The organism is Asanoa sp. NPDC050611 (genome assembly GCF_040654855.1).
Lineage (GTDB): Bacteria > Actinomycetota > Actinomycetes > Mycobacteriales > Micromonosporaceae > Asanoa.
The window spans coordinates 1-26,331 of sequence record NZ_JBFAIU010000025.1 but is presented as its reverse complement, the minus strand read 5'-3'; the positions used below and the strand labels follow the sequence as shown (position 1 = coordinate 26,331).

General features: G+C 72.1%; 24 protein-coding genes. 17 read left to right on the top strand and 7 right to left on the bottom strand.

Going from position 1 to position 26,331, the window contains the following annotated elements; genetic code table 11:
• Positions 1-201 precede the first annotated feature (201 nt).
• From AB0H87_RS06605 to AB0H87_RS06595, 3 genes are all read right to left on the bottom strand, one after another.
• The gene (locus AB0H87_RS06605; RefSeq protein ID WP_360140708.1) at positions 202-675 is read right to left on the bottom strand and encodes a hypothetical protein; all 474 of its coding nucleotides are present in this window, start codon (positions 673-675) and stop codon (positions 202-204) included.
• A gap of 134 nt (positions 676-809) precedes the next feature.
• Positions 810-1,820, bottom strand: a complete 1,011-nt coding sequence (locus tag AB0H87_RS06600) for an alcohol dehydrogenase catalytic domain-containing protein (protein ID WP_360140705.1) — start codon at positions 1,818-1,820, stop codon at positions 810-812.
• Positions 1,817-3,133, bottom strand: coding sequence for an aspartate aminotransferase family protein (locus AB0H87_RS06595; RefSeq protein WP_360140702.1), 1,317 nt, complete (start codon positions 3,131-3,133; stop codon positions 1,817-1,819). Before AB0H87_RS06595 ends, AB0H87_RS06600 begins: the two co-directional genes overlap by 4 nt.
• 238 nt (positions 3,134-3,371) lie before the next feature.
• Between AB0H87_RS06595 and AB0H87_RS06590 the strand changes: the two genes are divergently transcribed.
• Genes AB0H87_RS06590 through AB0H87_RS06565 form a run of 6 tightly spaced genes read left to right on the top strand, consistent with a single transcriptional unit; the run spans position 3,372 to position 11,087 of the window.
• Positions 3,372-5,390 carry an ABC transporter ATP-binding protein gene (locus AB0H87_RS06590; protein WP_360140699.1) on the top strand — a complete coding sequence of 673 codons (2,019 nt, stop codon included), beginning with the start codon at positions 3,372-3,374 and terminating at the stop codon, positions 5,388-5,390.
• Positions 5,387-6,265, top strand: coding sequence for an ABC transporter permease (locus AB0H87_RS06585; protein WP_360140696.1), 879 nt, complete (start codon positions 5,387-5,389; stop codon positions 6,263-6,265). The genes AB0H87_RS06590 and AB0H87_RS06585 overlap by 4 nt, the downstream gene beginning before the upstream one ends.
• Positions 6,262-7,209, top strand: a complete 948-nt coding sequence (locus AB0H87_RS06580; RefSeq protein WP_360140693.1) for an ABC transporter permease — start codon at positions 6,262-6,264, stop codon at positions 7,207-7,209. The genes AB0H87_RS06585 and AB0H87_RS06580 overlap by 4 nt, the downstream gene beginning before the upstream one ends.
• A gap of 29 nt (positions 7,210-7,238) precedes the next feature.
• Positions 7,239-8,819, top strand: coding sequence for an ABC transporter substrate-binding protein (locus AB0H87_RS06575; protein ID WP_360140690.1), 1,581 nt, complete (start codon positions 7,239-7,241; stop codon positions 8,817-8,819).
• Positions 8,820-8,838: 19 nt separating this feature from the next.
• On the top strand, positions 8,839-9,612 hold the full coding sequence (locus AB0H87_RS06570; RefSeq protein WP_360140686.1) for a creatininase family protein: 774 nt from the start codon (positions 8,839-8,841) through the stop codon (positions 9,610-9,612).
• Positions 9,612-11,087 (top strand): M81 family metallopeptidase, encoded by a 1,476-nt coding sequence (locus tag AB0H87_RS06565; protein WP_360140742.1) that lies wholly within the window; start codon positions 9,612-9,614, stop codon positions 11,085-11,087. Before AB0H87_RS06570 ends, AB0H87_RS06565 begins: the two co-directional genes overlap by 1 nt.
• Positions 11,088-11,090: 3 nt before the next feature.
• On the opposite strand, the gene AB0H87_RS06560 is transcribed toward AB0H87_RS06565, so the two are convergent.
• On the bottom strand, positions 11,091-11,897 hold the full coding sequence (locus AB0H87_RS06560) for an IclR family transcriptional regulator (RefSeq protein ID WP_360140683.1): 807 nt from the start codon (positions 11,895-11,897) through the stop codon (positions 11,091-11,093).
• A gap of 206 nt (positions 11,898-12,103) precedes the next feature.
• On the opposite strand from AB0H87_RS06560, the gene AB0H87_RS06555 reads away from it, so the two are divergent.
• Positions 12,104-13,435: a hypothetical protein gene (locus tag AB0H87_RS06555; RefSeq protein ID WP_360140680.1), complete on the top strand. Its 1,332-nt coding sequence runs from the start codon at positions 12,104-12,106 to the stop codon at positions 13,433-13,435.
• A 48-nt stretch (positions 13,436-13,483) separates the two neighbouring features.
• Here the strand turns inward: AB0H87_RS06555 and AB0H87_RS06550 are convergent, their stop codons facing one another.
• The 3 genes from AB0H87_RS06550 to AB0H87_RS06540 are packed head-to-tail and all read right to left on the bottom strand — an operon-like array spanning position 13,484 to position 16,052.
• On the bottom strand, positions 13,484-14,674 hold the full coding sequence (locus AB0H87_RS06550) for a hypothetical protein (RefSeq protein WP_360140677.1): 1,191 nt from the start codon (positions 14,672-14,674) through the stop codon (positions 13,484-13,486).
• Positions 14,671-15,507, bottom strand: coding sequence for an amidohydrolase family protein (locus AB0H87_RS06545; RefSeq protein WP_360140674.1), 837 nt, complete (start codon positions 15,505-15,507; stop codon positions 14,671-14,673). The genes AB0H87_RS06550 and AB0H87_RS06545 overlap by 4 nt, the downstream gene beginning before the upstream one ends.
• A complete protein-coding gene (locus AB0H87_RS06540; protein ID WP_360140671.1) occupies positions 15,504-16,052 on the bottom strand; it encodes a CGNR zinc finger domain-containing protein in 549 nt (182 codons plus the stop codon). The genes AB0H87_RS06545 and AB0H87_RS06540 overlap by 4 nt, the downstream gene beginning before the upstream one ends.
• A 315-nt stretch (positions 16,053-16,367) precedes the next feature.
• On the opposite strand from AB0H87_RS06540, the gene AB0H87_RS06535 reads away from it, so the two are divergent.
• The 10 genes from AB0H87_RS06535 to AB0H87_RS06490 form a co-directional block, all read left to right on the top strand.
• Positions 16,368-17,246, top strand: coding sequence for a sugar ABC transporter permease (locus tag AB0H87_RS06535; RefSeq protein WP_360140668.1), 879 nt, complete (start codon positions 16,368-16,370; stop codon positions 17,244-17,246).
• The gene (locus AB0H87_RS06530; RefSeq protein ID WP_360140665.1) at positions 17,243-18,118 is read left to right on the top strand and encodes a carbohydrate ABC transporter permease; all 876 of its coding nucleotides are present in this window, start codon (positions 17,243-17,245) and stop codon (positions 18,116-18,118) included. The genes AB0H87_RS06535 and AB0H87_RS06530 overlap by 4 nt, the downstream gene beginning before the upstream one ends.
• Positions 18,119-18,127: 9 nt before the next feature.
• Positions 18,128-19,471 (top strand): extracellular solute-binding protein, encoded by a 1,344-nt coding sequence (locus AB0H87_RS06525; RefSeq protein ID WP_360140662.1) that lies wholly within the window; start codon positions 18,128-18,130, stop codon positions 19,469-19,471.
• A 122-nt stretch (positions 19,472-19,593) separates the two neighbouring features.
• The gene (locus tag AB0H87_RS06520; RefSeq protein ID WP_360140659.1) at positions 19,594-20,160 is read left to right on the top strand and encodes a hypothetical protein; all 567 of its coding nucleotides are present in this window, start codon (positions 19,594-19,596) and stop codon (positions 20,158-20,160) included.
• On the top strand, positions 20,067-20,903 hold the full coding sequence (locus AB0H87_RS06515; RefSeq protein ID WP_360140656.1) for a hypothetical protein: 837 nt from the start codon (positions 20,067-20,069) through the stop codon (positions 20,901-20,903). Before AB0H87_RS06520 ends, AB0H87_RS06515 begins: the two co-directional genes overlap by 94 nt.
• Positions 20,900-22,042 carry an aminotransferase class V-fold PLP-dependent enzyme gene (locus tag AB0H87_RS06510; protein WP_360140653.1) on the top strand — a complete coding sequence of 381 codons (1,143 nt, stop codon included), beginning with the start codon at positions 20,900-20,902 and terminating at the stop codon, positions 22,040-22,042. The genes AB0H87_RS06515 and AB0H87_RS06510 overlap by 4 nt, the downstream gene beginning before the upstream one ends.
• A gap of 1 nt (position 22,043) precedes the next feature.
• A complete protein-coding gene (locus AB0H87_RS06505) occupies positions 22,044-23,471 on the top strand; it encodes an amidohydrolase family protein (RefSeq protein ID WP_360140650.1) in 1,428 nt (475 codons plus the stop codon).
• Entirely contained in the window at positions 23,464-24,447 is a 984-nt protein-coding gene (locus AB0H87_RS06500; protein WP_360140647.1) for a DUF4432 family protein, read from the top strand. The genes AB0H87_RS06505 and AB0H87_RS06500 overlap by 8 nt, the downstream gene beginning before the upstream one ends.
• Complete coding sequence (locus tag AB0H87_RS06495; RefSeq protein WP_360140644.1) at positions 24,444-25,406, top strand: Gfo/Idh/MocA family oxidoreductase; 963 nt, start codon at positions 24,444-24,446, stop codon at positions 25,404-25,406. The genes AB0H87_RS06500 and AB0H87_RS06495 overlap by 4 nt, the downstream gene beginning before the upstream one ends.
• On the top strand, positions 25,403-26,331 hold a 929-nt coding region (locus tag AB0H87_RS06490; protein ID WP_360140641.1), incomplete at its 3' end, for a M20 family metallopeptidase. The genes AB0H87_RS06495 and AB0H87_RS06490, both read left to right, overlap by 4 nt.

Genomic DNA, 26,331 nt, shown 5'->3' with positions numbered 1-26,331 from the left:
GACCGGGTGTGCAGTTCGGCTGTTGCGCGTCAGACTTGGGGTATGGACCGCGCAGTTGGAGATGCGCAGCGCCGCTCGTCGAAGGGCGAATGGTCGCTGCCGCGGGTCTACGAGGTGCCGGTGCGACGCGGGCGGCATGCGCACCCGGGTCGGGGTGCGTGCGTGATGGAGTTCGCGAGTGCCTTGGCCGGCGGTCGGTGGTCAGACCAACCGGAGAGTATCGACGCGACCGTGGCACGGCTGGCTCGGGAGGTGAATGACCTGAGCAGCGAACGCGGTCGCGGCGCGTTGCTGCCGTTGCTGCCGTGGCTGGTGATCCGACCGCGCGCTGGTGAAACGGCGACGCGTGTGGCGGTAACAACGGTCGTGGTTCAGGCTGCCCTCGGCCGCGCCACGGGTCGTGCGGCGGACCGGCTGGCCCGGGACGCGGCCGAGCTTGCCGGCGGCGTGCCCGTGCGGCGGTGGTGGCAGTGGCCGCCACGACACGGTACCCAGCCGATGGTGCGCCGCGGCCTTCGCGTGTTGCGCCGGGCCGATGGCCGCGACCAGGTGCTGCGGCAGGTTCTGATCGACGCGGTGAACGCGGCTCGTGCTCTTGACGGCTTGCCGCCGGTGCCTGGCGAGGCGCTGGAACCCGGCCCTGTCGGAACCCTGCCCATCCGCGTGCAGGCGCACGTGCCGAGCGGTTTCGAGCCTTGCCACTACCACGTCGCGGCCCCGGCCGATCGATGGCCCGCGTGGCTGATGGAGGCCTGGGCGCGCCGGCGCGCCGAGATGCGGGAGCCGGCGCGGGGCCTCGCGAAGACGCCTTACGCACCCGTCCGGACGAGGACCTTGCTCGCGTTCATCCGCCCGGCCGCCAACTCGGCGAACGTGTCCGGCGCCGCCTCGAGGTCGACTTCGACGTCGACCAGTGCCGCGAGGCGACCCGATTCGGCGGCGAGCCACTCCGCGGTGCCACGGAACTCGCCCGCCGTGTAGCAGAAGCTGCCGACGATCGTGCGTTCCTCGGTGCTTATCTGGTACGCGGCCAGATCGACGCGCGGCTTGTCCATGCCGACGAGGACGACCGTGGCGCCCGGGTCGGACAGCTCCAGTGCCTGGCCGAGGCTGCGCGTGTTGCCCACCGCGTCGACGACGACGGTCGGGGCGACACCGAGCGCGGCCACGACGCGGTCGCCGAGGTCGGGAGCGGCCGGCGTGACCACCGGAAAGCCGAGTGTGCGCAGCAACGCGGATCGGGTCGCGTCCGGCTCGGACACGAGCGTCCGGGCGCCGAGGCGTTCCGCCGCGAGGGCCGCGGCCTGGCCGATCGGTCCGCCGCCGATCACGAGCACCGCCGCGTCGGCCGTGACGCCGCCACGGCGAGCCGCGTGGTAACCGACGGACAGCGGCTCCACCAGCGCGCCCATCGGCGGCGGCAGGTCATCGGCCAACGGCACGACGTTGTCACCCGGCACGGCGATCTGCTCCGCGAACGCCGAGGAGATCGCCGGATCCACGCCGATCACCCGGCGGCGCGGACAGCGCTGCTGGCTGTCGGCACGGCATGCCGCACAGTCGCCGCAGGCGAGCACCGGGTTGACGGTGACCAGCGTGCCCGGAGCGAGTGCGCCGCCCGCGCGTACGCGGGCCACCGTCTCATGGCCCATGACCTGGCCGGGGAACCGCCGCCCGTTCTGGCCGGTGTAGCCGTGGAGGTCTGAGCCGCAGATCCCGGTGGCGATCACGTCGAGCAGCACCTCGCCCGGGCCGGGCACCGGGTCGGGCCGTGCTTCGACGTGCAGCCGGCCGGGTCCTTGGAATACGAGCGCCCTCACGGAGCCCCCATTTCGGTCGTCGGCCCGGGCCCCTCCGCGAGGGTGGCCGCGAGGGCCTGGTCGATGATCGTCGCCGTGCCGGCGATGTCGTCGTCGGTGTGCGCGGTCGAGAGGTACCAGCGACCGCCGGGAAGCGTGAACAGGCCGCGACGCAGCATCGCGACCGTGAGCCGATCGTAGAACCCCTGGTCCGCGGCGAGGAAGTCGGCGAACGCCCGTCCCTCCTCGACTCCGGGCAGGCACTGCACGACCGGCCCGACGTGGTTGACGGCCGCCGTGACACCGTGCCGGGCGAACGCCTGCCGTATGCCGTCGGCCAGCGCCTGGCCGCGCCGCTCGAAGTCGTCGTAGACGCCCGGCTCGCCGAGCGCGTCCAGGGTCGCGCCGGCGGCCGCGAGCACGACCGGGTTGCCGTTGTAGGTGCCGGCGTGCACGATGCCGCTCGTCACCCGGTCGATGATGTCCGCGCGGCCGGCGACCGCCGCCAGCGGGTAGCCGCCCGCGATCGCCTTGGCCAGCACGACCAGGTCAGGTTGTACGCCGTAGCGGGCGACCGCGCCGCCGGGGCCGATCCGGAAGCCGGTGATGACCTCGTCGAAGACGAGCACGGTGCCGGTGCGGTCGCACAACTCGCGCAGCCCTTCGAGGAAACCCGGCGGCGGCTCGAACACGCCGGAGTTGCACAGCACCGGCTCGCAGAACACCGCCGCGACGTCGGCGTCCGGTGCGGTCAGCACCGCGGCGACGGCATCGAGGTCACCCCAGCCGACCAGGCTCAGGTCGGCCAGCACAGCGGGGTTCTGCCCCTGGCTGCCGAGGCCCAGCGCGCCGTCGGCGCCGGGCCGGTAGCCGACGAGCATCGCGTCGGACCAGCCGTGGTAATGGCCGCCGAACTTGACGAACCGGCGCCGGCCGGTGACGCCGCGGGCCAGGCGCAGCGCGACCTGGGTCGCCTCGGAGCCGGTGTTGCTCCACAGCACCCGCTCGGTGCCTGGGATGCGGGCGAGCACCTTCTCCGCCGCCTCGGCCTCGAGCAGGTGACCCGAGCCGTACGTGGCGCCGTGCGGCAGTTGCCTGCCCACTGCCGCGGTGAGCCCGGGGTGCCCGTGGCCGAGGATGACCGGGCCCCAGCCCAGCACGTAGTCGAGGTAGCTGTGCCCGTCGAGGTCGGTGAGCCGGGGCCCGGACCCGCCGGCGAAGAAGAGCGGGTGCGGCTTCATCGAGAAGCGCAACCCTGTCGAGACGCCGCCGCCGAGCGAGGCCTTGGTTCGGGTCCAGGCCCGCTCGGATGCCGGCCATGCAGCGATGGTCATGACAGGGTTCTCCCGCCGCGTTTCGCTCGCTGGAAAGAGGATTTCACTAATGATCGACGTTACCGCTGTGCCCGCGGCGCGGTCAATCGTCGTGGCGCTGCGCCGATCCGTTGCGAGTCAAGCTCGCCGGCCGCATCGACCCCGTTGACAACGGTCAAACTGGATGTTGAAATCAGGCCCTACGTAGAACGCAGATTCCACCACCTGGAATGCCGCTTGGACTACGAGCGAGGGCACGATGCGACAGCCGGTGCTTTCCCTGCGTGATCTCGTGGTCGAGTTCCGTACCCCCGCGGGACCGGTGCGCGCGGTCGACGGCGTCAGTTTCGATGTGTTCCCGGGGGAGACCCTCGGCGTGGTCGGCGAGACCGGGTCCGGGAAGTCCGTCACGGTGCTCGCCGCCCTCGGTCTCCTGCCGAAGGCGCGGCTGGGGCACCTCGGCGGCGAGGTCCACTACGACGGCCGTGACCTGCTGCGCCTGACGGCTCGCGAGCTGCGCGAGATCCGCGGGCGCGACATCGCGATGGTCTTCCAGGACCCGACCGCCGCGCTCAACCCGGTGCAGCGGATCGGCGACCAGATCGCCGAGACGATCCTCCTGCACGAGGACGTCAGCACCCGTACGGCCGGGCAGCGCGCCGTCGAGCTCCTCGACCTGGTCGGCGTCCCGCAGCCGGACCTGCGCGCACGCCAGTACCCGCACCAGTTCTCGGGCGGCATGAGCCAGCGCGCGGTCATCGCGATGGCCATCGCCAACAGGCCCAAGGTGCTGATCGCCGACGAGCCCACCACCGCGGTCGACGTCAGCGTGCAGGCCCAGCTGCTCGAGGTGCTGCGGGTCGCGCAGGAGGAGACCGGCGCCGCGACCGTGCTGATCTCCCACGACCTGGGGGTCATCGCGGAGACCGTCGCGCGTGTCTGCGTCATGTACGGCGGCCGGATCGTCGAGAGCGGCCCGCTGGAGCAGGTCTTCCGCTCGCCGTCCCACCCGTACACCGCCGGCCTGCTCGCCTGCATCCCGCGCCTCGACACGGAAGCGGCGGCGCTGGTGCCCATCCCGGGGCAGCCGCCCGACGCTTCCCGGTTGCCGCCGGGCTGTGCCTTCGCGCCCCGCTGTGCGGTGACCCGCGGGCGCGAGGTGTGCACGACCACCCGCCCCGAACTGGTCGATGTGGACGGTCACGCCGCCGCCTGCCACTTCGCCGGCGAGACGGCCACCCCGAGCGTTCCCGCGCCACGGACGGAGGTCGGTGCCGCGAAGGGCGACCTGCTGCTGGACGTACGCCGGCTCGTGCGGCACTTCCCGGTCCGTCGCGGGCTCCTCGGCGGCGGCGGGCAGGTGCGCGCCGTCGACGACATCTCCTTCCACATCGGCGTGGGGGAGACGCTGGGACTGGTGGGCGAGTCCGGATGCGGCAAGTCCACCACCTCCCGGCTGCTGCTGCGCCTCGACGACCCCACGTCCGGCCAGATCGTGGTGAAGGGCACCGACCTCGGCCGCGCCGACCACCGCACGCTGCGGGACCTGCGCCGCCAGGTGCAGATGGTCTTCCAGGACCCGTACGCGTCGCTGAACCCCCGGCTGTCCGTCGGCGACAACGTCACCGAGCCGCTGCGCGTCGCCGGCGGGTTCGGCAAGGCGGCCCGGCGTGCGCGGGCCGCGGAGCTCTTCGACCAGGTCGGCCTGCTGCGCGGGCACCTGAACCGCCTGCCCAAGGAGCTGTCGGGCGGCCAACGCCAGCGCGTGGCCATCGCCCGTGCCCTGGCCCTGCGCCCGCAACTGCTGCTGCTGGACGAACCGGTCTCCGCGCTCGACGTCAGCGTCCAGGCCCAGGTGCTGAACCTGCTCGTGGAGTTGAAGCGCGCCTTCGGGCTGGCGTACCTCTTCGTCAGCCACGACCTGTCCGTGGTGCGGCACATGAGCGACCGGGTCGCGGTCATGTACCTCGGCAAGATCGTCGAGACCGGCCCGGCCGACCGCATCTTTCGCGATCCGCGGCACCCGTACACGATCGCGCTGCTCGCGTCGGTGCCGCAACCGACGCCGCCGGCGCCCGGTGCCGCGCGGCGCGCACCGCTGGCCGGCGACGTGCCCAGCCCGGCGAACCCGCCCAGCGGCTGCCGGTTCCGTACCCGCTGCCCGCGCGCCGAGGAGCTCTGCGCGCGCGAGGAGCCGGAGCTGGCCAGCCGCGGCGCCGAAGGCGACAGCGCGGTGGCATGCCACGTCGCCGGCGAGCTGACCGGGAGCCGGCGATGAGCGACTTCGTCGAGGAGGAGACCCGCCCGGTCCCGGTCGTCCGTCGCTTCCTGCGTGACCGCGGCGCGCTGGCCTCCGTCGTCGTGCTCCTGCTGTTGCTCGTCGGGTCCCTGCTGGCCTCGTGGCTCGTCCCCGACAAGGCCACCCAGACCAGCGGGAGCCTGCACCGCCCACCGTCCGCCGGGCATCTGCTCGGCACCGATGAGCTCGGCCGGGATCTCGCGGCGCGGCTGCTGATCGGCGCGCAGGCGTCCGTCGTGGTCGCGTTCGCCTCCGCGTTGCTGGGCATGGCGATCGGTGTGGCCGCCGGTCTGGTCGGCGGCTACGTCGGGCGCTGGTGGGACAGCGTCCTGATGCGCGTCATGGACCTGCTGCTCGCGCTCCCGATGGTGCTGGTCGCGCTCGTCGTGGTGGTGGTGCTCGGTCCCAGCACGCTCAACGTGGTGATCGCGATCGCCGTCGCCGCGGTGCCCACCTTCGCCCGGCTGGCCCGGGCCGGCGTGCTCGAGCTGCGTGACCGCCAGTTCGTGCTGGCCGCCAAGGCGATGGGCGCGGGCAGCGTCGACATCATGACCCGCACGGTGCTGCCCAACATCATGGGACCGATCATCGTGCAGTTCGTCGTGGTCGCGGCCAGCGCCGTGGTCGCCGCCGCCAGCCTCAGCTTCCTCGGCCTCGGCGTCCCGCCGCCGGCGCCGTCGTGGGGCTCCATGCTGCAGCAGTCCCAGTCGTACCTGTTCGACAACGCCTGGTACGGCGTCTTCCCCGGCCTGGCCCTCGCGCTGACCGTGCTCTGTCTCGACCGGATCGGCGTCGGACTGCAGCGGGTCCTGGGCAGCAGCGGTGCCGCGGACATCGCGGTGGAGGTCCGGTGACCAGCTACCTGCTGCGGCGCCTGGGCCAGTTCGTACCCGTGCTGCTGCTCGCCACCGTCGTCGTCTGGGCCATGATCTACGCCCTGCCCGGCAATCCCGCCCAGGTCGTCGGCGGCACCGACGCCACACCCGAACAACTCGCCGAGATCAGCAGCCGGATGGGGCTCGACCAGCCGATCTGGCAGCAGTTCCTGACGTGGCTGGGCAACGCGGTGCGCGGCGACCTCGGCACCTCGTTCGTGTCCGGCCACACGGTCACCTCGCTGATCCTCGACCGGCTGCCCGCGACCGTGCAGCTGTCGGTGCTCGCGATGATCGGCATCATCGTGCTCGCGGTGCCGCTCGGCATGGTCTCCGCGCTCGCACAGGGCACCCGGCTGGGCCGCGCCGTCAACGTCGTGCTGGCCGCCGGGTTGTCGATCCCGACGTTCTGGTTCGGGATCCTGTTCATCCTGGTCTTCAGCATCTACCTCGGCGTCCTCCCGGCGGCCAGCGACTACGCCCCGCTGTGGTCGGACCCGGGCGCGGCGCTGCGCGGCGGGGTGCTGCCCGCGCTCGCGCTGGCGCTGCCCGCCGCCACCGTCACCGCCCGGTTCATCGCCTCGTCGATGACCGAGGTGATGGAGCGGGACTTCATCCGGACGGCTCGCGCCAAGGGCGCGGGCGAGTGGCGGACCGTGGTGCGCCACGGACTGCGCAACGCGTTGCTGCCGGCCGTCACCATGGCCGGCCTGCAGCTGGGGCACCTGCTCGGCGGCGCCATCGTCGTCGAGGTCGTCTTCACCTACCCCGGCCTCGGTCGCCTGCTGTTCGCCGCGCTGAGCGCCCGGGACTACGCCCTGATCCAGGGAGTCATCCTCTTCGCGGTGGCGATCTTCCTGGTGCTCAACGTGGTCATCGATCTCCTCTACGCCTATCTGGATCCGCGGATCCGGATCGGTTAGTGCTTTGCGGAAGGAACCCGATGAGTGACATGCGTTCTCGCGCGGGCTCACCCGCGCCCGGCCTCGACCGCCGGACCCTCCTGCGTGGACTGGCGGCGGCGGGCGGACTCGCCGCCCTGGGGCCGATCCTGGCCGCGTGCGGCGGCGACGACTCGGGCGACGGGGGCGGTGGCGGCGCGCCCAGCCGCGGCGGCAAGCTCACGGTCGGCATCGGCACCCCGCTGACCGACTTCGACCCGTACAACCACCTCGCCGTCAACTTCCCGATGATGGCGACGCTCTACTCCTACTTGATCACCTACGACGACCAGTACAAGCCGACGCCCGACCTGGCCGCGGAGTGGAGCCTCGCCGCCGACAACCTCAGCGCCACGATCAAGCTGCGGGACACCGTCTTCCACGACGGCTCCCCGGTGACGGCGCAGGACGTGATCGCGGGCATCAAACGGGCGCAGGACCCGAAGACCGGCATCAGCCAGGCCGCCACCTCCTCGATCATCAAGGAGGCGACCGCGGGCGACGACACGACGGTCAAGCTCACCTTCGTCAAGCCGACGGCCGAGGCCCGGTTCCTGGACTTCATGTACTGGTTCCCGGTCGTGCAGGCGTCCAGGAACGACGCCGCGAAGCTCAAGCAGGAGGCCGGCGGCTCGGGCCCGTTCACGCTCTCGTCGTACGCGCCCGGCGACCGGATGCTGTTCAAGCGCAACGAGAAGTACTACGCGCAGGGGCGGCCGTACCTCGACGAGCTGGAGATCCGGTTCTTCGATAGCCAGGACTCGCTGGTGTCCGCGCTGCGCGCCGGATCGGTCGGCGGTGCGCTCGCCCTCGACGCCCGCTACATCTCCCAGCTGCAGAGCGGCTTCAACGTGGTCAAGGGCGCACCGGGCGCGCTGATCAACCTGTTCCGGATGAACCCGCTCAAGGCGCCGTTCGACAACAAGCTGGTACGGCAGGCGGTCGCGCGCGCGATCGACCGGGACCGGCTGATCAAGGAGGTCCAGAACGGCGTCGGCGCGCCGGTCTACACGAGCTACCCGCCGAACGCGCTGGGCTTCGACGCCTCGCTGCTCGACACGTTCGCCTTCGACCTGGACGCCGCGAAGCAGCTGCTCGACTCGTCCGGCGGGCAGAAGGCCGCGGTCGCGACGGTCGCGTCGGCTGACAAGGCGTCGGTCAGCGCGCTGCTGATCATCCAGGAGGACCTGAAGAAGATCGGGTTCGACCTGCAGCTGGAGACGGTGGACACGGCGACGGTCAACTCGCGTTACCTCGAGGGCAGCCTGCAGTGCGTGGTGCGGGCGTCGTCGAACGCGTACAGCAGTCCGATGGGTGTGGCCCAGGACTCGGCCTTCCGCCTGGCCAACAACGTGCTTTGGAAGGACGAGCTGCCGCCGGCCTACGTGGCCGCGGTCGCCCAACTGGACAAGGCCGCGTCGAGCGCCGAGGTCGACGCCGCGACCAAAGCCGTCAGCGCCGTGCTGACCGACGAGTCGTGGGCCGTCGGCATGTACACCGTCAACGCGCTCTCGGTGTTCGACAAGTCGGTGCAGGGCTTCGCCCGCAACCCGGCCGATCACCCCGTTTTCACCGACGCCTACCTCACCTGAGCGGAGAAGGAGGACAACCGTGCCTGAGCTGTCGCGGCTGACCCATGTGGAGGCCGCCGGCGCGTTGGCCCGTGCGCGGGTGGCGGTGCTGCCGGTGGGTGCCACCGAGCAGCACGGCCCGCACCTGGAGCTGTGCACCGACATCGCGATCGCGGAGGCGTTCGCCCGGCGACTGTCCGACGCGCTCGGGGCGGACGCTGTGCTCTGCCCGCCGGTGCCGTACGGCCTGTCCGAGCATCACCTGCACTTCAGCGGGACGATGACCCTGCGGCCGGCGACGTTCGCCGCTGTGCTCAGCGACATCGCGGAGTCGCTGGCGATCCACGGGATCCGGCGGGTGCTGGTGGTCAACGGCCACGGCGGCAACTTCGACGCCGTGAAGCTGGCGGCCCGGCAGGCCCGCCGCGACCAGGACGTGCTGATGGCCCACCTTTCCTGGGCGCGGCTGGCCGCGGACGTGATCCGCACCGAGATGGCGGGGGAGGCCCGCTACAACCACGCGTGCCAGATCGAGACCTCGATCGCGATGGCGCTCGTGCCGGACATCGTCCGGCCGGACCTGATCGGCGAGGCGGACCTCGTGACGGATCGCGACCCGTACACGGAACCGCACGACAGCGTGGTCGACGTGCCCATCTGGTTCGACGAGTGGACCGCGAACGGCGCCCTCGGCGATCCGAAGGCGTCCTCGGTGGAGCTGGGGGAGCGGATCGTGGCGGTCGTGCAGGAACGCTCCGTCGGCTTCGCCCGCCGGTTCATGGACGGCCTGGTGGCGGGCGGGCCGCGTTCGTGATGCGGCTGGCGGCGCTCGGCCTGTCCCACGAGGCCAACACGTTCTCGACGTTCCCCGTCGACCGCGCGGTGATCGAGGAGCACACGCTGCGCGGCGACGGGATCGTCGCGGTGCACGCCACCGCGCGTACGACGATGGCGGGCTACCTGGCCGCCGCCGGCGGCGACGTCGAGGTCGTGCCGCTGGTGCACTGCACGCTCGTGCCGGCCGGTGCGATCACCGCCGACGCGCTCGCGGCGGTCGCCGACGAGCTCGTCACCGCGCTGACGGAGGCGGGGCCGTTCGACGGGGTGCTGGCGGCGCTGCACGGCGCCGCCGTCGGCGAGGAGTGCCCGGACGTCGACGGGTACCTGCTGCACCGGTTCCGCGCGGCGGTCGGGCCGACCGTGCCGATCGGGGTGGCGCTGGACCTGCACGCGAACGTCAGCGCGCGGATGGTGGCCTGCTCCGACGTGCTGGCCACCTACCGCACGAACCCGCACGTCGACGCGCGGGAGCGGGCGCTCGAGGTGGCCGAGCTGGTCGTCCGGACCGTCCGCGGCGAGATCCGCCCCACGCAGGCGTTCCAGCCGGTGCCGGCGGTGATCAACATCCTGTGCCAGAACACCGGGTCGGAGCCGATGAGCGAGGTCATGGCCGACCTCGCCGGGGTGCTCGACCGCCCGGGCGTGCTGTCGGCGACGGTGGCCGAGGGCTACCCGTACGCGGACGTGCCGGAGATGGGCATGAGCGTCACCGTGGTGACCGACGCCGACCCGGACGCGGCGGCCGCGCACGCGCGGGAGCTCGCCGAGGCGGTCTGGCGGCGCCGGTCCGCGTTCGACACCGCCCGGGTCACACCGGAGGAGGCGCTGCGCCGCGTGGCGTCCGCGCCGGCGACACCGCTGTTGCTGCTGGACGTGGGCGACAACATCGGCGGCGGCTCGCCGGGCGACTCCGTGGTGCTGCTCAACGCGGCCCGCGCGGCCGGATTGGCCGACCTGTTGACGATCGTCGCCGATCCCGTGTCGGTCGCGGCGTGCGAGCGGGCGGGCGCGGGAGCCACGGTGGAGCTGACGATCGGCGCCCGGTCCGACCCGCGGACGGGACCGCCCGTGCGGTCGAGCGCCACGGTGGTCGGGCTGCACGACGGCGCGTACGAGGACCCGGGCCCGACGCACGGCGGCACGCGGTTCTTCGACGCCGGCCGGACGGCCGTGGTGCGGCTCGACTCGGGGCAGACCGTCGTGCTGACCAGCCGCGTCGTGATGCCGAGCAGCGCCGTGCAGCTGACCAGCCTGGGCCTGGACCCGCGCCGGTTCGCGGCGGTGGTCGCCAAGGGCGTGCACTCGCCGCTGGCCGGATACGCGGACCACTACGCCGCAGCCGTCTGGGTCGACACTCCCGGCGTGACCAGCGCGCGGCTGGACGAGTTCAGCTACACGCGCCGGCGCCGGCCGCTCTATCCGTTCGAGCCCGAGGCGGCGTTGCCGTGACGGTCAGTCGGTCGCCCCAGCCGCCGTGATGCTCGCCGCCGCCTCGGTGAGCGCGTGGGCGACGCGTTCGACGTCCTGCAACGGGAAGCGTCCGGCGGGGGCGCTCAGGCTCAGCGCCGCGGGAATCCGGGCGTGCAGGATCGGCACGGCCAGGCACCGCCCGTCGACCTCGTTCTCGCCGTTGTCCAACGCGTAGCCCAGCCGGCGGACCTTGGCGAGCTCGGCGAGGTAGTCGTCGATGTGGTCGATCGTGTTCGGGGTCAGCCGCGCCATGCCGGTGCGGTCGAGGATCTCCCGGACCCGCGACTCGGGCAGGTGCGCGGCGATCGCCTTGCCGAGCGCGGTGCTGTGCAACGGATCGCGGTCGCCTCGGCGGGCGGCGAGCCGGACGCTGCGGCGGCTCTCGACGATGTCGAGGTAGATGACGGCGTCGCCGTCGAGCACGCCGAGGTTCGTGGTCTCCTTCAGGTCGTCGCGCAGCTTCTCCAGCCAGGGCTGCGCACGCTGGCGGAGCACCTCGAGCTGGCGCGACTGCATGCCGACGAAGCCCAGACCGAGCCGGTACATCGCGCTGTCGGGATCGCGCTCGACGTAGCGGTGCGCCTCCAGCGTCCACAGGTAGCGGAACGCGGACGACTTCGGCAGGTCGGTGGCAGCGGCCACGTCGGCGAGCGACACCCCGTCGACCGAGGCCTGCAGCAGGTTGAGGATCGAGCAGACCCGTTCCACGGCGCGAACCGTGTAGCCGGGGGCGGTCTCCTCGTCGTCGACGACGAGGTCGGCCTGTCGCCCGGCGGACCGTTCTTGCATGAGACCCCCTAGGCCGTCTCACCTGCCGAATAAGCCATTTTACGTGCTCAGCTTCCATCATAGGTCGCGCTTGTCTCGCCGTCGTGTCGGGCGTTGCGGCACCACCTTGACGCGCCGTTGGGGCAGTGTTTGAATCGCGAATGAAACCTGCGGTTCACCACATGAAACGAGCCCGATTCCGGGTCACTCGCTCAAGGGAGAACGACATGTCAGGTGCCATCTCTCGTCGACAGATCATGACCGGCGCGGCCGCCGTCGCCGGTGCCGCCGCCGTCTCCGCCGCCCTCCCGGCGGCCGCGGAGGCCAAACCGGGCCGGGGGCGGCGCAAGCCGCGGGTCGCCGTCATCATCACCGAGTACCGCCCGAACAGCCACGGCGACGTCATCACGACGAAGCTGCTGGAGGGCTATCAGCTGCGCGGCGTCGACACCGAGCCGCGGATCGAGGTCGCCTCGATCTACCTGGACCAGCGGCCCGCCAACGACGTGGGCGTCTACATGGCCCGCAAGCACAACGTGCCGATCTTCGACACGATCCCCGAGGCCCTCGCGGTCGGCCGCACGGGCAAGGTCGACGTCGACGGCGTCATCCTGATCGGCGAGCACGGCGCCTACCCGACCAACCAGTACGGGCAGGTGACCTACCCGCGCCGGCGCTTCTTCGACTCCGCCACGGCCGCGATGATCGCCTCGAACCGGTTCGTGCCCATGTTCAACGACAAGCACCTGTCACAGTCCTATGTGGATGCCAAGCACATGCTCGACACGACCCGCCGCTACCGCATCCCGATGTTCGCCGGCTCGACACTCCCGCTGGGCTGGCGGTTCCCGGCCCTGACCTACCAGCGCGGCGCGAACCTCACCGAGGCGGTCGCCGTGGGCTACAGCGGCATCGAGTCCTACGGCTTCCACGTGCTCGAGACGCTGCAGTGCATGGTCGAGCGGCGCGCGGGCGGCGAGACCGGCGTCGCCGCCGTGCAGACCGTGCGCGGCCAGGCCGTCTGGGACGCCGCCGCGGCGGGGCGCTGGGACGAGAGCCTCATGCACGCCGCACTCGACTCGATCCGCGCGAAGAGCGGCCTCATCAAGCCCGGCGACATCAAGGCCAACGTCAAGGACCCGATCGCCTTCTTCATCGAGTACGTCGACGGCTTCAAGGCCACGGCCCTGCTGCTCAACGGCGGGATCGAGACCCTGGCGTACGCGGGCAAGCGCGACGGCCAGACCGAGGCGGCCGAGTTCCTGCTGGAGCTGGGCTGGCCCTACGGGCACTTCACGTTCCTCGACCGCCAGATCGAGGCGATGGTCCACAGTGGGGTGGCGCCGTACCCGTTGGAGCGCACCGTGCTGACCACCGGCATACTCGACGCGGCGATGCTGTCGAACTACAACAACGGCGCGCGGCGGCTGACCCCGGAGCTGTCGACGCTGCGCTACGAGGCGGTCGAGGAACCGAAGGGCACCCTCGAGCCCTCCGGCACCGGCATCGGCGACGAGCTGCCCCCGCCGAGCCCGGACACGCGACCGTACCCACGCTGAGGATCGCGACGGCGCTGGCGGCCCGTTCGGGGCCGCCACCGCCCGTTCTCACCCTTCGGGCCGCGCCGCGAGGATGCCGCTGTCGGGAATCGTGGCCGGCGGCGCGTACGCGATCGCCAGGTCCGGCGTCTCCACCCGGCCGCCGCCCCGGTGCCAGGCCCGCATCGCCACGTCGAGGACGCTGGTGGTCAGCTGCGTACGCTCGGCCGGGTACGGCGCCACGCCGTCGAGGATCATCGACTCGATCTGCCGCACCAGGAACGTGAAGTTGCCGTGACCCGGCTCCTGCGCCCACATGTGGCAGGCGATGTCGGCCTCCGGCCCGCGGCACGCGACCGCGAAGTCCTCGATGCCCGCGCCCTCGGCGACGTTCACCACCGCGGCCCGCAGCCCGTCGCGGTACTCCAGCAACGTCACCTCGCGTACGCCGCCCAACGCCCGCTCGCGGTCGGCCTCGGACAGTTCGAACCGGTCCATCGCCCGGTCGAACAGCACGGTGTCGACGCGGCCGTCGGCGACCGCGCGGCGGGCGTCGTCGCCGAGCAGCGCCTCCACGGCGGCGACACCGGACTCGCCGCCGGCGCGCCGTTCGACGTGGATCTGCAACGCCTCCAGGTTGTGGAACCCGTACATCTCGGTGGGTCCGTAGCCGACGAGGACCGCGGCGTCCATCGGCGCTCCCGACGGCCACACGGTCGCCGCGGGCCGGCGCCGGGCCAGCGGGATCGACGAGCCCGCCAGCAGCGGAATGCCCAGCCGCCGTGCGGTGTCGACCATGTGGCGCGCGTCGCCGGCCGACCAGGACAGGCCCTTGTTGCAGAAGATCGGCACGGTGCGACCGGCGCCGAGCATTGTCGACACGGCGGCGTCGAACAGGCGCCGGCGCGGGTAGAGCTTCTGGCCGAACTCGTTGCGTGGGTAGTCGCCGTGCTCGCCGATGATGACGACTCCGTCCACGTCGACACCCGGCCGGCCGCACCCGATCGCCTCGGCGACCGACTCGAAGCGGGGGATGCCGCGCTTCTCCATGAACTCGACGCCCATGTCCGCGACCGGCCACGGCTCGTCGGTCGTGGTGCCGAGCAGCTCCAGGTACATCGCGACGACCTCGACCCGCGGGTCGAGCCGGCGCCCTTCCAGGACGTACCCGTCGCAGAGGCGGCCGGCGATCACGTCCGCGTGGGACCCGGTGAAGAACGTGGTGCAGATGACGGCGACCCGGGGTCGCGCGCCGGTCATCGCGGGCCGCCGGCGAGCACGCGGTCCAGGTTGGCGCCCATGATGTCGGCGCGTTCGTCGGGGTTCACGTCGAGTACCTCCGGCAGCTCGAGGGCCTGGGCGAACGAGACGTCGTCCAGGCAGGGCGGGAAGTCCGAGCCCCACAGGAGGCGGCGCGGGCCGAAGCGGTCGAGGACAGCGGCGGCGAACGGGTCCGCCGCGTGGTGGGGAAAGACGTGCGCCGGGTCGCTGATCGCGTAGAGCCCGGAGACCTTGACGTGGAAGTACGGCAGGTCGGCGAGGGCGAGCAACGGAGCCAACCGGGCCTGCGCCTCGGACGCGGTCGGCGGCCGGGCGTAGCGGCCGGGCAGCCCGAGATGGCTGACGAGCACCGCACAGCCGTCGAGCCGCGCGAGCGGACGGCGGGCGGCGGCCAGGGCGGCGGGCGTGGCGTTGAGACTCACCACGGCACGCGCCAGGTTGAGCACGTCCACCGTGGCCGGCGACCAGCCGGCGAAGCGTTCGGCGGCGGCCCGTCCAGGTAGGTAGACGGCGACACCGGCGGCTCCCCGGGCCAACCAGGCAGGCAGGACGTCCGGCGCGGCGGGGCCGTCGGGCGGCAGGTGGACCAGTGGTGCGATCCAGGAGTGCTCGCGCGCGACGGCGACGACGTGGTCGTTGTTACCGGCGTACCGTGGCTCGCCCTCGTAGCCGACGACCAGAGCGCGCCCGATCCCGTGCACCCGGCGCAGGTCCTCGTAGACACGCAGTTCGTCGCCGCCGGCGGGCGAGCGGCCGTAGCGGCCCGCGAACCCACGCGCGAACAGATGGAGGTGCGCGTCGGCGAGGCTCATCGGTCCGCGGGAGCGCGCCGGCGGGACCGGTAGGCGGCCGCGGCCAGGCGGTTGCCGCACTTCTGGCTGTCGCAGTAGGCGCGGGACCGGTTGCGCGACGTGTCGAGCAGCGCCCGGGAGCAGTCGGGGGCACCGCACGTGCGCAACCGTGCCGACTCGCCCGAGGCGATCAGCAGCGCCACGCACATCAGGCAGTCCGCGCCGAGGTGCTCGGCGATCGAGACGTACGGCGCGAAGTAGTGGATGTGTGTCCCGAGATCGTCGTGGGTGACCAGGCGCGGCTCGATCGTGGCGCCGGCCAGCGCGCGGTTGACCAGGGCCAGCCGCTCGTCGCCGGTGGCGGTGACGACGGCACGCAGCCGGCCGCGCAGCTTGTGCAGCTCCGGCAGGTCGCTCAGGGCCGGCTCGTGGATCTCGGTGATCGTGCGCGCGACGACGAACGCCCGCAACGTGTCGAGGTCGCCGAGCTCCTCGGCACCGGCGACCTGCGGGCTCGTATTGACCAGCGCGACCAGCGTGCCGAGCCCCTGCTGCAGGTCCTGCATGTGCATGGTTGTGTGCCCCTCGCCTGCGGCGTTCGTCGCAACGTCATGGCCGTCCGGCCAGTAGCTCATGAGGCTATGCGCGCGCGCGAAGCCGCGTCAAGGCAGCGACATGGCCGTATTCCAAAGGAAACAAACGAACTTGTTGACCTTCACCACACCCTCGGCTACGTTCTTGCTCACCACCGTCGGCCGTTACGGTAATGACGCTCGGGAGGAGGCGAAGTGGCAGTCTCCGCGGCACTGTCGTCTGCCCGTGACCGGCGCCGGCGCCGGCGTGTCCATCGTGGAGAGCGCGCCTTCGGCACGCTCATGGCCTTGCCGGTCCTCGTCACGTTCGTGGTCTTCGCGCTCCTGCCGCTGCTGTGGCTGGTCCGGACGAGCCTGACGAACGACAACGGCTTCCTGGCCGCCCGGTGGGTGGGTCTCGACAACTTCAGGGAGATCGGCACCGACCACGCCTGGTGGCAGTCGGTGTTCAACTCGCTGTTCATGGCGGTCGGGACGATCGCCGTCCAGGTGCCGCTCGGCGTGCTCCTCGCGGTGGCGCTCGACCGCAAGCTACGCGGCCGCGGCGTGTTCCGCACGGTCTACTTCCTGCCGTACATCGTCCCGATCTCCGTCATGGGGATCGTGTTCGCCTTCATCTTCAACCCGGTCGGCGGCATCGCCAACAACGTCCTCTCCGCCCTCGGCGCGGCACACGAACCGGTCGACTTCTTCGGTTCGCGGCTCAGCGCGATGCTGATCATCATCGTGGTCAACATCTGGGCCGAGTTCGGGTTCACGATGCTGCTGGCGCTCGCCGCGCTGCAGACGATCCCGCGGGAGCTGTACGAGAGCGCCGCGCTCGACGGCGCCTCCGCGCGCCAGCAGTTCCTGCGCATCACGCTGCCGCTGATGCGGCCCGTCCTCAACATCATCTTCCTGCTGGCGATCGTCTCGTCGATGCGCTCGTTCGACCTGGTCAAAACGCTGACCAACGGCGGGCCGGCGGGCGCGAGCGACGTCATGTTCACCCACATCTACGACCTGTTCTTCGCCGGGCCGGGAGCCGGCGGAGGCGCACCCCGCATCGGGTACGCCTCGGCGCAGGCCGTGGCCGCCAGCGCGATCATCGCCGTGGTGGTCGGCCTCTACTTCGCGGCCTCGCGGCGGGCGCTGTACGGCTACCGGGGCGAGGGAGACGAGCGATGAGCGCCGGCACCACGACCCGGGCGGCGGCCCGCCGGCGCCGCACGTTGGCCCGCACACCGCTGGTGATCGCGCTGACCCTGCTCGCGATCGCGACGCTGCTGCCCCTGATCTACGCGTTGTCGGCCTCGTTCAAACCACTGGACGAGCTGATGGCCAACGGTTCCCGGCTGTTGCCCGACACCTGGCGCTTCGCCAACTACAGCGAGGCGTGGGAGCAGGCCCAGTTCACCCAGAGCCTGCGCAACAGCCTCATCGTCACGGTCTCGGCCGTGGTGTTCGGTGTCCTGGCCGCGTCGATGTGCGGCTACGTGCTCTCGCGCCACCTGGTGTGGGGGCAGCGCGTCTGGGAGGCCGCGCTCGCCGCGGCGATCTTCCTGGGTGCCGGCACGCCCACGCTCTACCCGCGGTTCCTCATCGCACAGAAGCTCGACCTGCTCAACCTCACCGGCATCGTGATCGTCGAGCTGGCCGAGATCATGGTTCTCACCACGTTCCTGGTCAAGGGCTTCTGCGCCAGCCTCGGCACCGACGTCGAGGACGCGGCCCGGCTCGACGGCTGCGGCCTGCTGCGCACCTACTGGCACGTGTCGCTGCCCATGATGCGGCCCGTGCTGACGACGATCGTCGTCCTTACCTTCCAGTGGTCGTGGAACGCGTTCCAGGTGCCCTTGGCCTTCACGCTTCCCCGGCCGGACGTCCACACCATCACCGTTTCGGTATTCGCGCTGAAGACGACGAACGGCGACGGGCTGGGCAACTACGCGGTCCTCATGGCCGGCGCGGTGCTCGCCCTGATCCCGATCGTGGCGATCTACGCGGTCGCACAACGCTACTTCATGGAGGGGCTCACCGAGGGAGCCACCAAAGGCTGAGGAGACACCATGGCACGACAATGGGCCAGGCGCACACTGGTTGCGACGCTCGCCGTGACCCTCGCCGCCGTCGCGGGCTGCAGCGGCTCGGGCGACGATACGCAGGACGGCGTCACGAAGGTGACCATCTGGAGCCAGGTCGGTGGTTGGACCGACATCGAGAAGACCTTCGTCCAGGAGTTCAACGCCAAGAACACCGGCGTGCAGATCGACTACGTGTCGATGCCCGCCGACTCGATCGTCGACAACCTGCTGCTGGCGCTGCGCACCGGCAGCGGCCCCGACATCTTCGCCGGACCCGGGCCGACCGAGGTCGCGCCGCAGGGCTACACGGCGGACCTGAGCGAGATCATGGACGACACCACGAAGAAGGCGTACGCGCCCTATCTGCAGGGCAGCTACGACTTCATCTACGGCGGCAAGCTCATGGGCCTGCCCAGCGCCACGGTGACCGTGCGCCTGATGTACAACAAGGACCTCTTCACCGCGGCCGGACTCGACCCGACCAAGCCACCCACGACCTACGGCGAGGTCAAGCAGGCCGCCGAGGCCATCACCCGCACGAGCAACGGGAAGGCCTACGGCTACGGGCTGCCGCTGGCCTTCAACGGCTTCCTGCCCAACATGATCGAGCCGGGCGTCACCGGCGGAAACCCGGACCTCACCAACTTCGGGGCGTTCAACACCAAGACCGGTCAGTTCGAGATGTCGGCGTTCAAGCCCGCGATCCAGCTCTTCCGTGACCTCAACGCCAGCAAGTCGCTGTTCCCCGGCGCCGGCACGCTCAACCGTGACGGCATGCGCACGGCGTTCGCCAACGGCCAGATCGGCATGTACGTCGGCAACAGCCTCGAGATGGGCACCATGAACAACCAGCTCAAGACCAAGGTGAAGTGGGGCGCCGCACCGGTGCCGGTGCCTGACGGGCAGAGCCTGGCCAACGGCACCGCGTTCACCGGCACCGTCTGGTTCGTCAACGCGAAGATCAAGAACAAGGCGGCGTTGTCAACGGTCTACAACGCCTGGATGGGGCCCGGCCGGGTCGGGCCGCTGCAGAAGGCCGGCGTCATCTTCGCGACCAACACGACCGTGCGGGACGACCCGCAGTACAAGCCCGCCGACATCTACGGCTACGACGACTGGGCTCCGGGCGACATCGACAAGCAGCCGCCGCTGTCGCCCGGCGGTGTGGTCACACCCAGCGGCGAACCGTACTCCAAGGTCATCTCCGCCCTGATCCTCGGCACCGGAGACATCGACGGCCCGTTGTCGGACGTGTCCAGCCGCTACAACGACGCGTACCAGAAAGCGGTCAAGGACGGCACGCTCAAGGCGGCCGACTTCCAGAAGTAGGCGCGCTCCCGGTCCGCGATGCCCGTCCGGCGCCGCGGACCGGGGACGGCCCGGCAGGCGGCGGACGGTAGGAAGGAACTGTGCACAGATGAGCACCAGCACGACAGGAGGGCGGCCGGAGGATGAGCCCCAACGGCATGCTCTATCGCACGCTCGCGACGTACGGCCGCCTGGTGGCGGTGAACCTGGGCTGGCTGGTCGTCGCCAGCACGCTGGTCGGCGCCCCGCCGGCCACCGCCGTCCTGTTCGTCCAGCTCGCTCGGCTGCGCGAGGAGCGCGGCTCGCTCGGCTGGCGCGGATACTGGCGCGCCTTTCGCGCGGCGCTGGGTCCGAGCTACGCCCTGCTGGCGCTCTGGGGCCCGCCGATCGCCGCCGTCGCGGTGGTCTGCGCGACGAGCTCGCAGGCGCTGCTGCTCGGCGCGGCCGGGCTCGTGCTGTGCTGCCTCGTGGCGAGCTCGTTGCACAGCGGGCCGGCGCTGCTGTCCGCGAACGACGCGGTGCGCACGGCGCTGCGCCGCGCGGTCCGGTTCCCGGGCCGGTCGACGGCCTGCCTCGCCATCGTCGTGGTCTGGGCGGCGCTGCTCCTGGTCTGCCCGTGGCAGCTGCTGCTGCTTCCGCTGTCGGTCGCGGTGAGCGCCCCGGCGCTGGCGGTGCTGCGGGTGTCGGCCGGTCCGGCGCCGGCGGCCTGACCGTCACGCACCGCGGCGGCGGCTACCGCTACCTGCCGGCCGGCGACGCGTACTCCGGGGGCGTCGCGGCCGAGCCGGGCTTCGAGTTCGTCGCGCTCACGTTCGCCGAGCCCAAGCCGGTGGCGGAGGGCTTCGCGCGGCTCGACCGCGAGCTCGCGGCGCGCGGTCTGACCGCATCAGCCCTCGTGGGGGTGCACCTGCGCAGCCAGGCCCCGGTCGACCTCGGCGCGTTCGACGACTTCAACGTGCGCTACCACGCCCTGTTGGCCGAGCGCGGCGTGCTCGAGGACGCGGTCAACCCGGTTGCCCGCACCAACGTCGTGCCGGTGCACGCGCCGCCGGCCGAACCCGTCATCCACACGGCGTTCGTCGTCCGAGCGGCCGCGGGGGCCGGCGGCACCGACTTCGTCGTCGCCGGCTGCGGCGAGATCATCGGCGGGCTGGCGCCCGAGAACATCGTCGCCCGCGGCGATCTGAGCCCGGCCGGCCTGACCCGCAAGGCGAGCGCGGTGCTGGCCGAGATCGGCGACCGGGTACGCCGGCTCGGCGTGGACGCGAGCGTCGCCGCGACCGTCAACGTCTACACGTCCCACGAGGTGACCGGCCTGCCCGATCTGCTGGTCGACGGGCTGCCGGTGGTCGCCCGCAGCGGGTTCGTCCGGTGGCTGACCAGCCCACCGGTCGTCGAGGTCGAGTTCGAGATGGACTGTCACCGCGTCAGCGCCTGGCAGGCCATCCCATGACGCCGCTGGCACCGCCCGGCGACATCCCGGTCTTGGCCGACCGGGTCTGGCTCTACACCGGCGCCGAGGGGCCGCCGCTCGCCGCGCAGGACGAGGCGCTGCGGCGCTATCTCGCCAACCGAGGCCGGGGCGAGGCGGGCCGCGCGGCCCACGCCGAGGTCGAGCAGCGGCTGCGCGGCCGGCTCGCCGCACTGCTCGGGCTGCCGGCACCGGACATCGCGCTGGTGTCCAACGCCAGCGAGGCGCTGAACCTCGTCGCACGCAGCCTCCGGACGCGCGCCGGCGACAACGTGGTCGTCAACGACCTGGAGTACCCGTCGGTCGTGCAACCGTGGCTGCGCCTGGCCGAACAGGGCGTCGAGGTGCGGGTGGCCCGCCACGCCGGGGTGTCGCTTCCGGCGGAGTCGCTCGCCGGCCTCGTCGACGAGCGCACCCGGGCCGTCGCGGTCAGCCACGTGAGCTACCAGTCCGGGTGGCGGCACGACGTGGCGGCGATCGCCGCGGCGGCCCACCGCGTCGGCGCGGCGGTCGTGCTCGACGCGACGCAGTCACTGGGAGTGGTTCCGGTGCCGGCCGGGCTCGCCGACGTCGTCGTGGCCAGCTCCTACAAGTGGATGCTCGGCGGCCACGGCCTGGGTGTGCTCGCGTGGAACACGGCGCGGCGCCCGCTGCCACAACCGCCGGCGGTCGGCTGGCGGTCGGTGGGCAACCTGTTCGCCGACGACCGGTTCGAGCGGTACCACCTGCACGCCGACGCGCGCCGGTTCGAGGTCGGCTTCCCGGCCTACCCGACGATCTACGCGCTGGACGCGGCGCTGGCCTGGCTGGCCGGTTTCCCGCCCGCCGACGTCGAACGCCACGTCGTGTCGCTGAGCGGGAGACTGGTGGGGGAGCTGTCCGCGCGCGGGTGGGACCTGCTGACACCGGACGATCCGGCCCGTCGCGCCGGCAACGTCGCGGTCCGGTCGGCCGCCGGCGAGGAGCTGGCCCGGGTGCTGGCCACCCGCGGCATCCACTGCTGGGGTGGCGACGGCCGGCTGCGCGCCTCGGTGCACCTGTTCAACGGCGACGCCGACGTGGACGCGCTGCTCGACGCGTTGGACTCACTGCCTGCCGACCTGGGCCCGAGGAAGGTCTGATGTGGACGTAGATCTGCTGGTCAGGCACGGGCACGTCATCGCGATGGACGACGCCGGCACCCTGATCCCCGACGGGGCCGTCGCCGTCGCCGGCGGACGGATCGTCGACGTCGGTGCCGACGCGACGGTCGCGGCCCGCTGCGTGGCCGCCCGGGAACTCGACGCGGGCGGCGCACCGGTGCATCCCGGGCTGGTCGAGTCGCACCTGCACGCCTCGTTCCACACGTTCCGCGGCGCGCTGCCCGACCACCTGGCCGAGGACGACAGCTTCGACACCTTCGAGAGCGTCTTCTACAACCACGTGACCGACGAGGACGAGTACCTCGCGGTCGCGCTCGCCGCGATCGAGATGATCCGCAACGGGACCACGTGCTTCCTCGAGGCCGGCACGGTGCTCTCGCCGGACTCCGCCGCCCGGGCGGCCTCGCTGGTGGGCATCCGGGCGGTTCTCGGTGACCCGTTCATCTGGGACCAGCCGGACGGGTTCGCACAGGGCATGCGAGCGGCCGCCGGGAACCGGAGCCGGATCGCGCGGGCTCCCGGCAGCCGCGCCGAGGCGCTGGACCGGCTCGGCACCGAGCTGCGCCGTAACGCCGACCCGGACGCGCTGGTCACCGGCCACGTCGCGGTCCTCGGGCTCGGCACGGCCAGCGAGGAGCTGATGCTGGCGGCCAAGAGCCGGGCCGACGCGGCCGGGTGCGTGCTCAACATCCACCAGTCGTACAGCCCCGCCGACACCGGCGCGGACCGCCTCCGGTTCGGCAAGGATCCGTTGCTGCACCTCGCCGACATCGGCTTCCTGGACCGCAACGTGACCCTGGCGCACGCCAACCATCTCGGCGACGAGGAGTGCGAGGCGCTCCTCGACCGCGGTGCGAGCATCGCCTGGGCACCGGCGGCGTCGATGATGTGGGGCCACGGCGGCTGCTTCCGCGGCCGCCACGCCGAGCTGCACCGGCGTGGCGCCACTATCGCGCTGGGCTCCGACTCGCCGAACTGGTCCAACGACTTCGACCTGTTCCGGCAGGCCAACCTCGCGGTGCTGACCGCCCGCGAGGCGCACCGCGACCGCACGTACCTGGTGGCCGAGGACGGGCTGTGGATGGCGACGCGCGCCGGGGCCAGAGCCGTCGGCCTGGCCGACTGGATAGGCTCGATCGAGGTCGGCAAGCGCGCCGACATCGTGGTGCACACGCTGCGGCGCCCGGAGCTCGTGCCGGTCACCGACATGGTCCGCAACCTCGTCTACTCGTCGCGGTCGAAGTCGGTCAGCACGGTCATCGTGAACGGCCGGATCGTTCTCGACGAGGGCGCCTTCGTCGGCGTCGACGAGGGGGAACTGCTGCGCGAGGTGCAGCGGTCGTCGACGGCGCTGCTGCGCCGGATGGGAAAGGTCGTGGAACCCAACCGCGTGGCCCGCCGTGGCTGACCAGCGGGCCGCCGTCACCCTGTCGCAGCGGCACTTCCACGACGGCATGACCGAGCTCGCGACGTACGACGAGTTCACCGTCAGCGCCTTCCGCTACAGCACCGGGGTGTGTGCGCTGCGCCTGGCGAACGCCGCCGGCTGGATCGACTGCCTGCCGTTCCAGGGCCAGCAGATCTGGGACGCCTGGTTCCTCGGGCGCCGGCTCACGATGGGTTCGATGTTCCCCGAGCCGCGCCCGACGCTGGACTACCTGAGCACCTACGGCGCGTTCCTCATCCACTGTGGCGCCACCGGCATGGGGCATCCCGGCCCCACCGACGACCACCCCCTGCACGGCGAGCTGCCCAACGCGCCGTACCAGAGCGCACGCCTGCTGATGGGCCGCGACGACACCGGGCCGTACGTCGGGCTGACCGGTGCGTACCAGCACACCGTGGCCTTCGCGCACAACTACGTGGCCCGTCCGACGCTGCGCCTGTATCCGGGCAGTCTCGTGCGGCTCGACCTCACGATCGCCAACCTGCGGCACGCGCCGATGGACCTGATGTACCTGGCGCACGTCAACTTCCGGCCGGTGGACGGCGGCCGGCTCGTCGACGCGCGGCCGGTCGAGCCGCGTGTGTTCACGCCGGGCCAGGCGTTCGACCCCGAGCTGGTCGCGCGCCTCGACCCGGTCGCCGACGCGACCGGCTGGGCGCACAGCCTCCAACTGCATCCCGACGGCGGCGCCGACGTGGTCAGCCACCGCCCGGACCAGCTGCCGGTGGCGCTGCTCTGGATCAGCCGCACGATCGACCAGGAGGCGCTGGGGTTGGCGCTGCCGGCCACCGCCGAGGCTGACGGGTACGCGGCGGCGAAGGCGAAGGGCGACATGGTGACGCTGGCGCCGGGTGAGACGTTCGCGTGCTCCGTACGCTTCGGCGCGTTGCCGCCGCGGGCGGCGGCGGAGCTGGCCGAGGCGGTGCGGGCCACATGAGGCCGCGGGTGGCCGTGATCGGCGTCGGTGCCTTCGGCGCGGCACACGTGGCGGCGTACCAGGCGCAGGACGTCGAGGTCGTGGGCGTCGCCGACGCCGACCGGGCGCGGGCGGCGGGGATCGCGCAGCGGTACGGCATTCCCGGCGTCTTCGACGACGGCCACCGGCTGCTCGACGCGCTGCGCCCCGACGGCGTCTCCGTCGTCACGCCCGCCGGGTCCCATGTCCCGCTCGCCCGCCACGCGGTCGACCTCGGTTGCCGGGTCCTGCTGGAGAAGCCGATCGCGGAGCACCCGGCCGACCTGGACCAGCTGCCGGCGTCCGCCGCCGAGCTGGTCGTGCCGGGCCATGTGCTGCGCTTCGACGCGGCGCACCGCCGGCTGCGGGAGATCGTCGGCACCGGCCTGGTGGGTCGTGTCGTCGGCATCTCCGCCTGCCGTGACCGGGCGTCTTGGCACCTCGACCGCTACCCGGACACGCATCCGGCGCTGCTGACCGCCGTACACGACATCGACCTGGCGCTGTGGGTCGGCGGCACCCGGGCCGCCACCGTCGTCGCGCACGCTCCCCGCGCGGGCCTGGTCTTCGCCCAGGTGACCGCCGCCGACGGCGCGGTCTGGTCGATCCGCACGTCCTGGCTGCTGCCTGGCGACGCCGCGCCGTCCGACGAGTTCGCCGTGCACGGCACCGCGGGCGTGGCGACGGTGCGGGTCGGTGCGACCGGCACGACGCTGACGGCCCCGTCACCCGAGCACGAGGTCGCCGCCTTCCCCGTGTCGTCCGCGCCGGGGTTGGCCGAGGAGATCGCGCACTTCGTGACGCTGCTGCGCACCCGGCGACCGTCCGATGTGGTCAGCCTCACCGAGGCCGCACACGTCGTACGGGTCGCCGCGGCGATCGTGGAGTCGGCCGCCGAGGGCGGGCGGCCCGTCGTCATCCCGCCGGAGGAGACCCGATGAGCACCGCCGCCGACGCCGTCTCCGCCCACCTCGCCGCGCGCCGCGCCGATCTCGAGGAGCTGGTCCGGGAGCTGGTCGGCATCAACAGCCAGATACCGCCGCACGGCGACGAGCGGGAGATCGTCCGCTTCCTCCGTGCGACCGCGGCGCGTTGCGGCCTGCCCGCCGGCGCCGTGGTCACCCGCCACCCCGACCGCCCCAACCTCGTGATCCGGGTCCCCGGCACGGGCGAGGGGCCCACCCTCGTCCTCAACGGCCACGTCGACACCAAGCCCGTGGGCGACGCCGCCGCGCTCTGGCGCACCGAACCCCTGGTCGCGACCCGGATCGGCGAGAACGTCTACGGCCTCGGGATCAGCGACATGAAGGCGGCGGTCGCCGCGATGCTGTTCGCGCTGGCGGCCATCCGGTCCTGCGGTGTCGACCTGCGCGGCGGCGTCATCCTCGCGCTGGTCGCCGACGAGGAGGCGGGCGCGGCGTACGGCGCCCGCCACCTCGCGCCGCTGCTGGCGGGGGAGGCCGACGCGTGCCTGATCGGCGAGCCGTCCGGGTGGGAGCACGACTGGCAGGGCATCCACGTCGTGTCCCGGGGCATCTGCTGCTTCCAGGTCCGGGTACGGGGCACCCAGATGCACAGCAGCCTGTCGGATCGGATGCCGTCGGTGAACGCGAACCTCGAGATGGCCCGCCTGATGTTGCGGATGCGCGACGACCTGGACCTGCGACCGCTGCCGCACCCGCTCGGCGCGGTGACACCGACGGTGAACGTCGCTGTCACCACCCAGGGCGGCGTCTTCTACGGCGTCGTACCCGGCGAGGCGACCTTCGGCTGCGACCTGCGCACCGTGCCCGGCATGGCCGAGGCCGACGTGCGGTCGCTCCTGGACGGCTGGGCCCGCGCCGCCAGCGCCAAGATCGTCTTCGA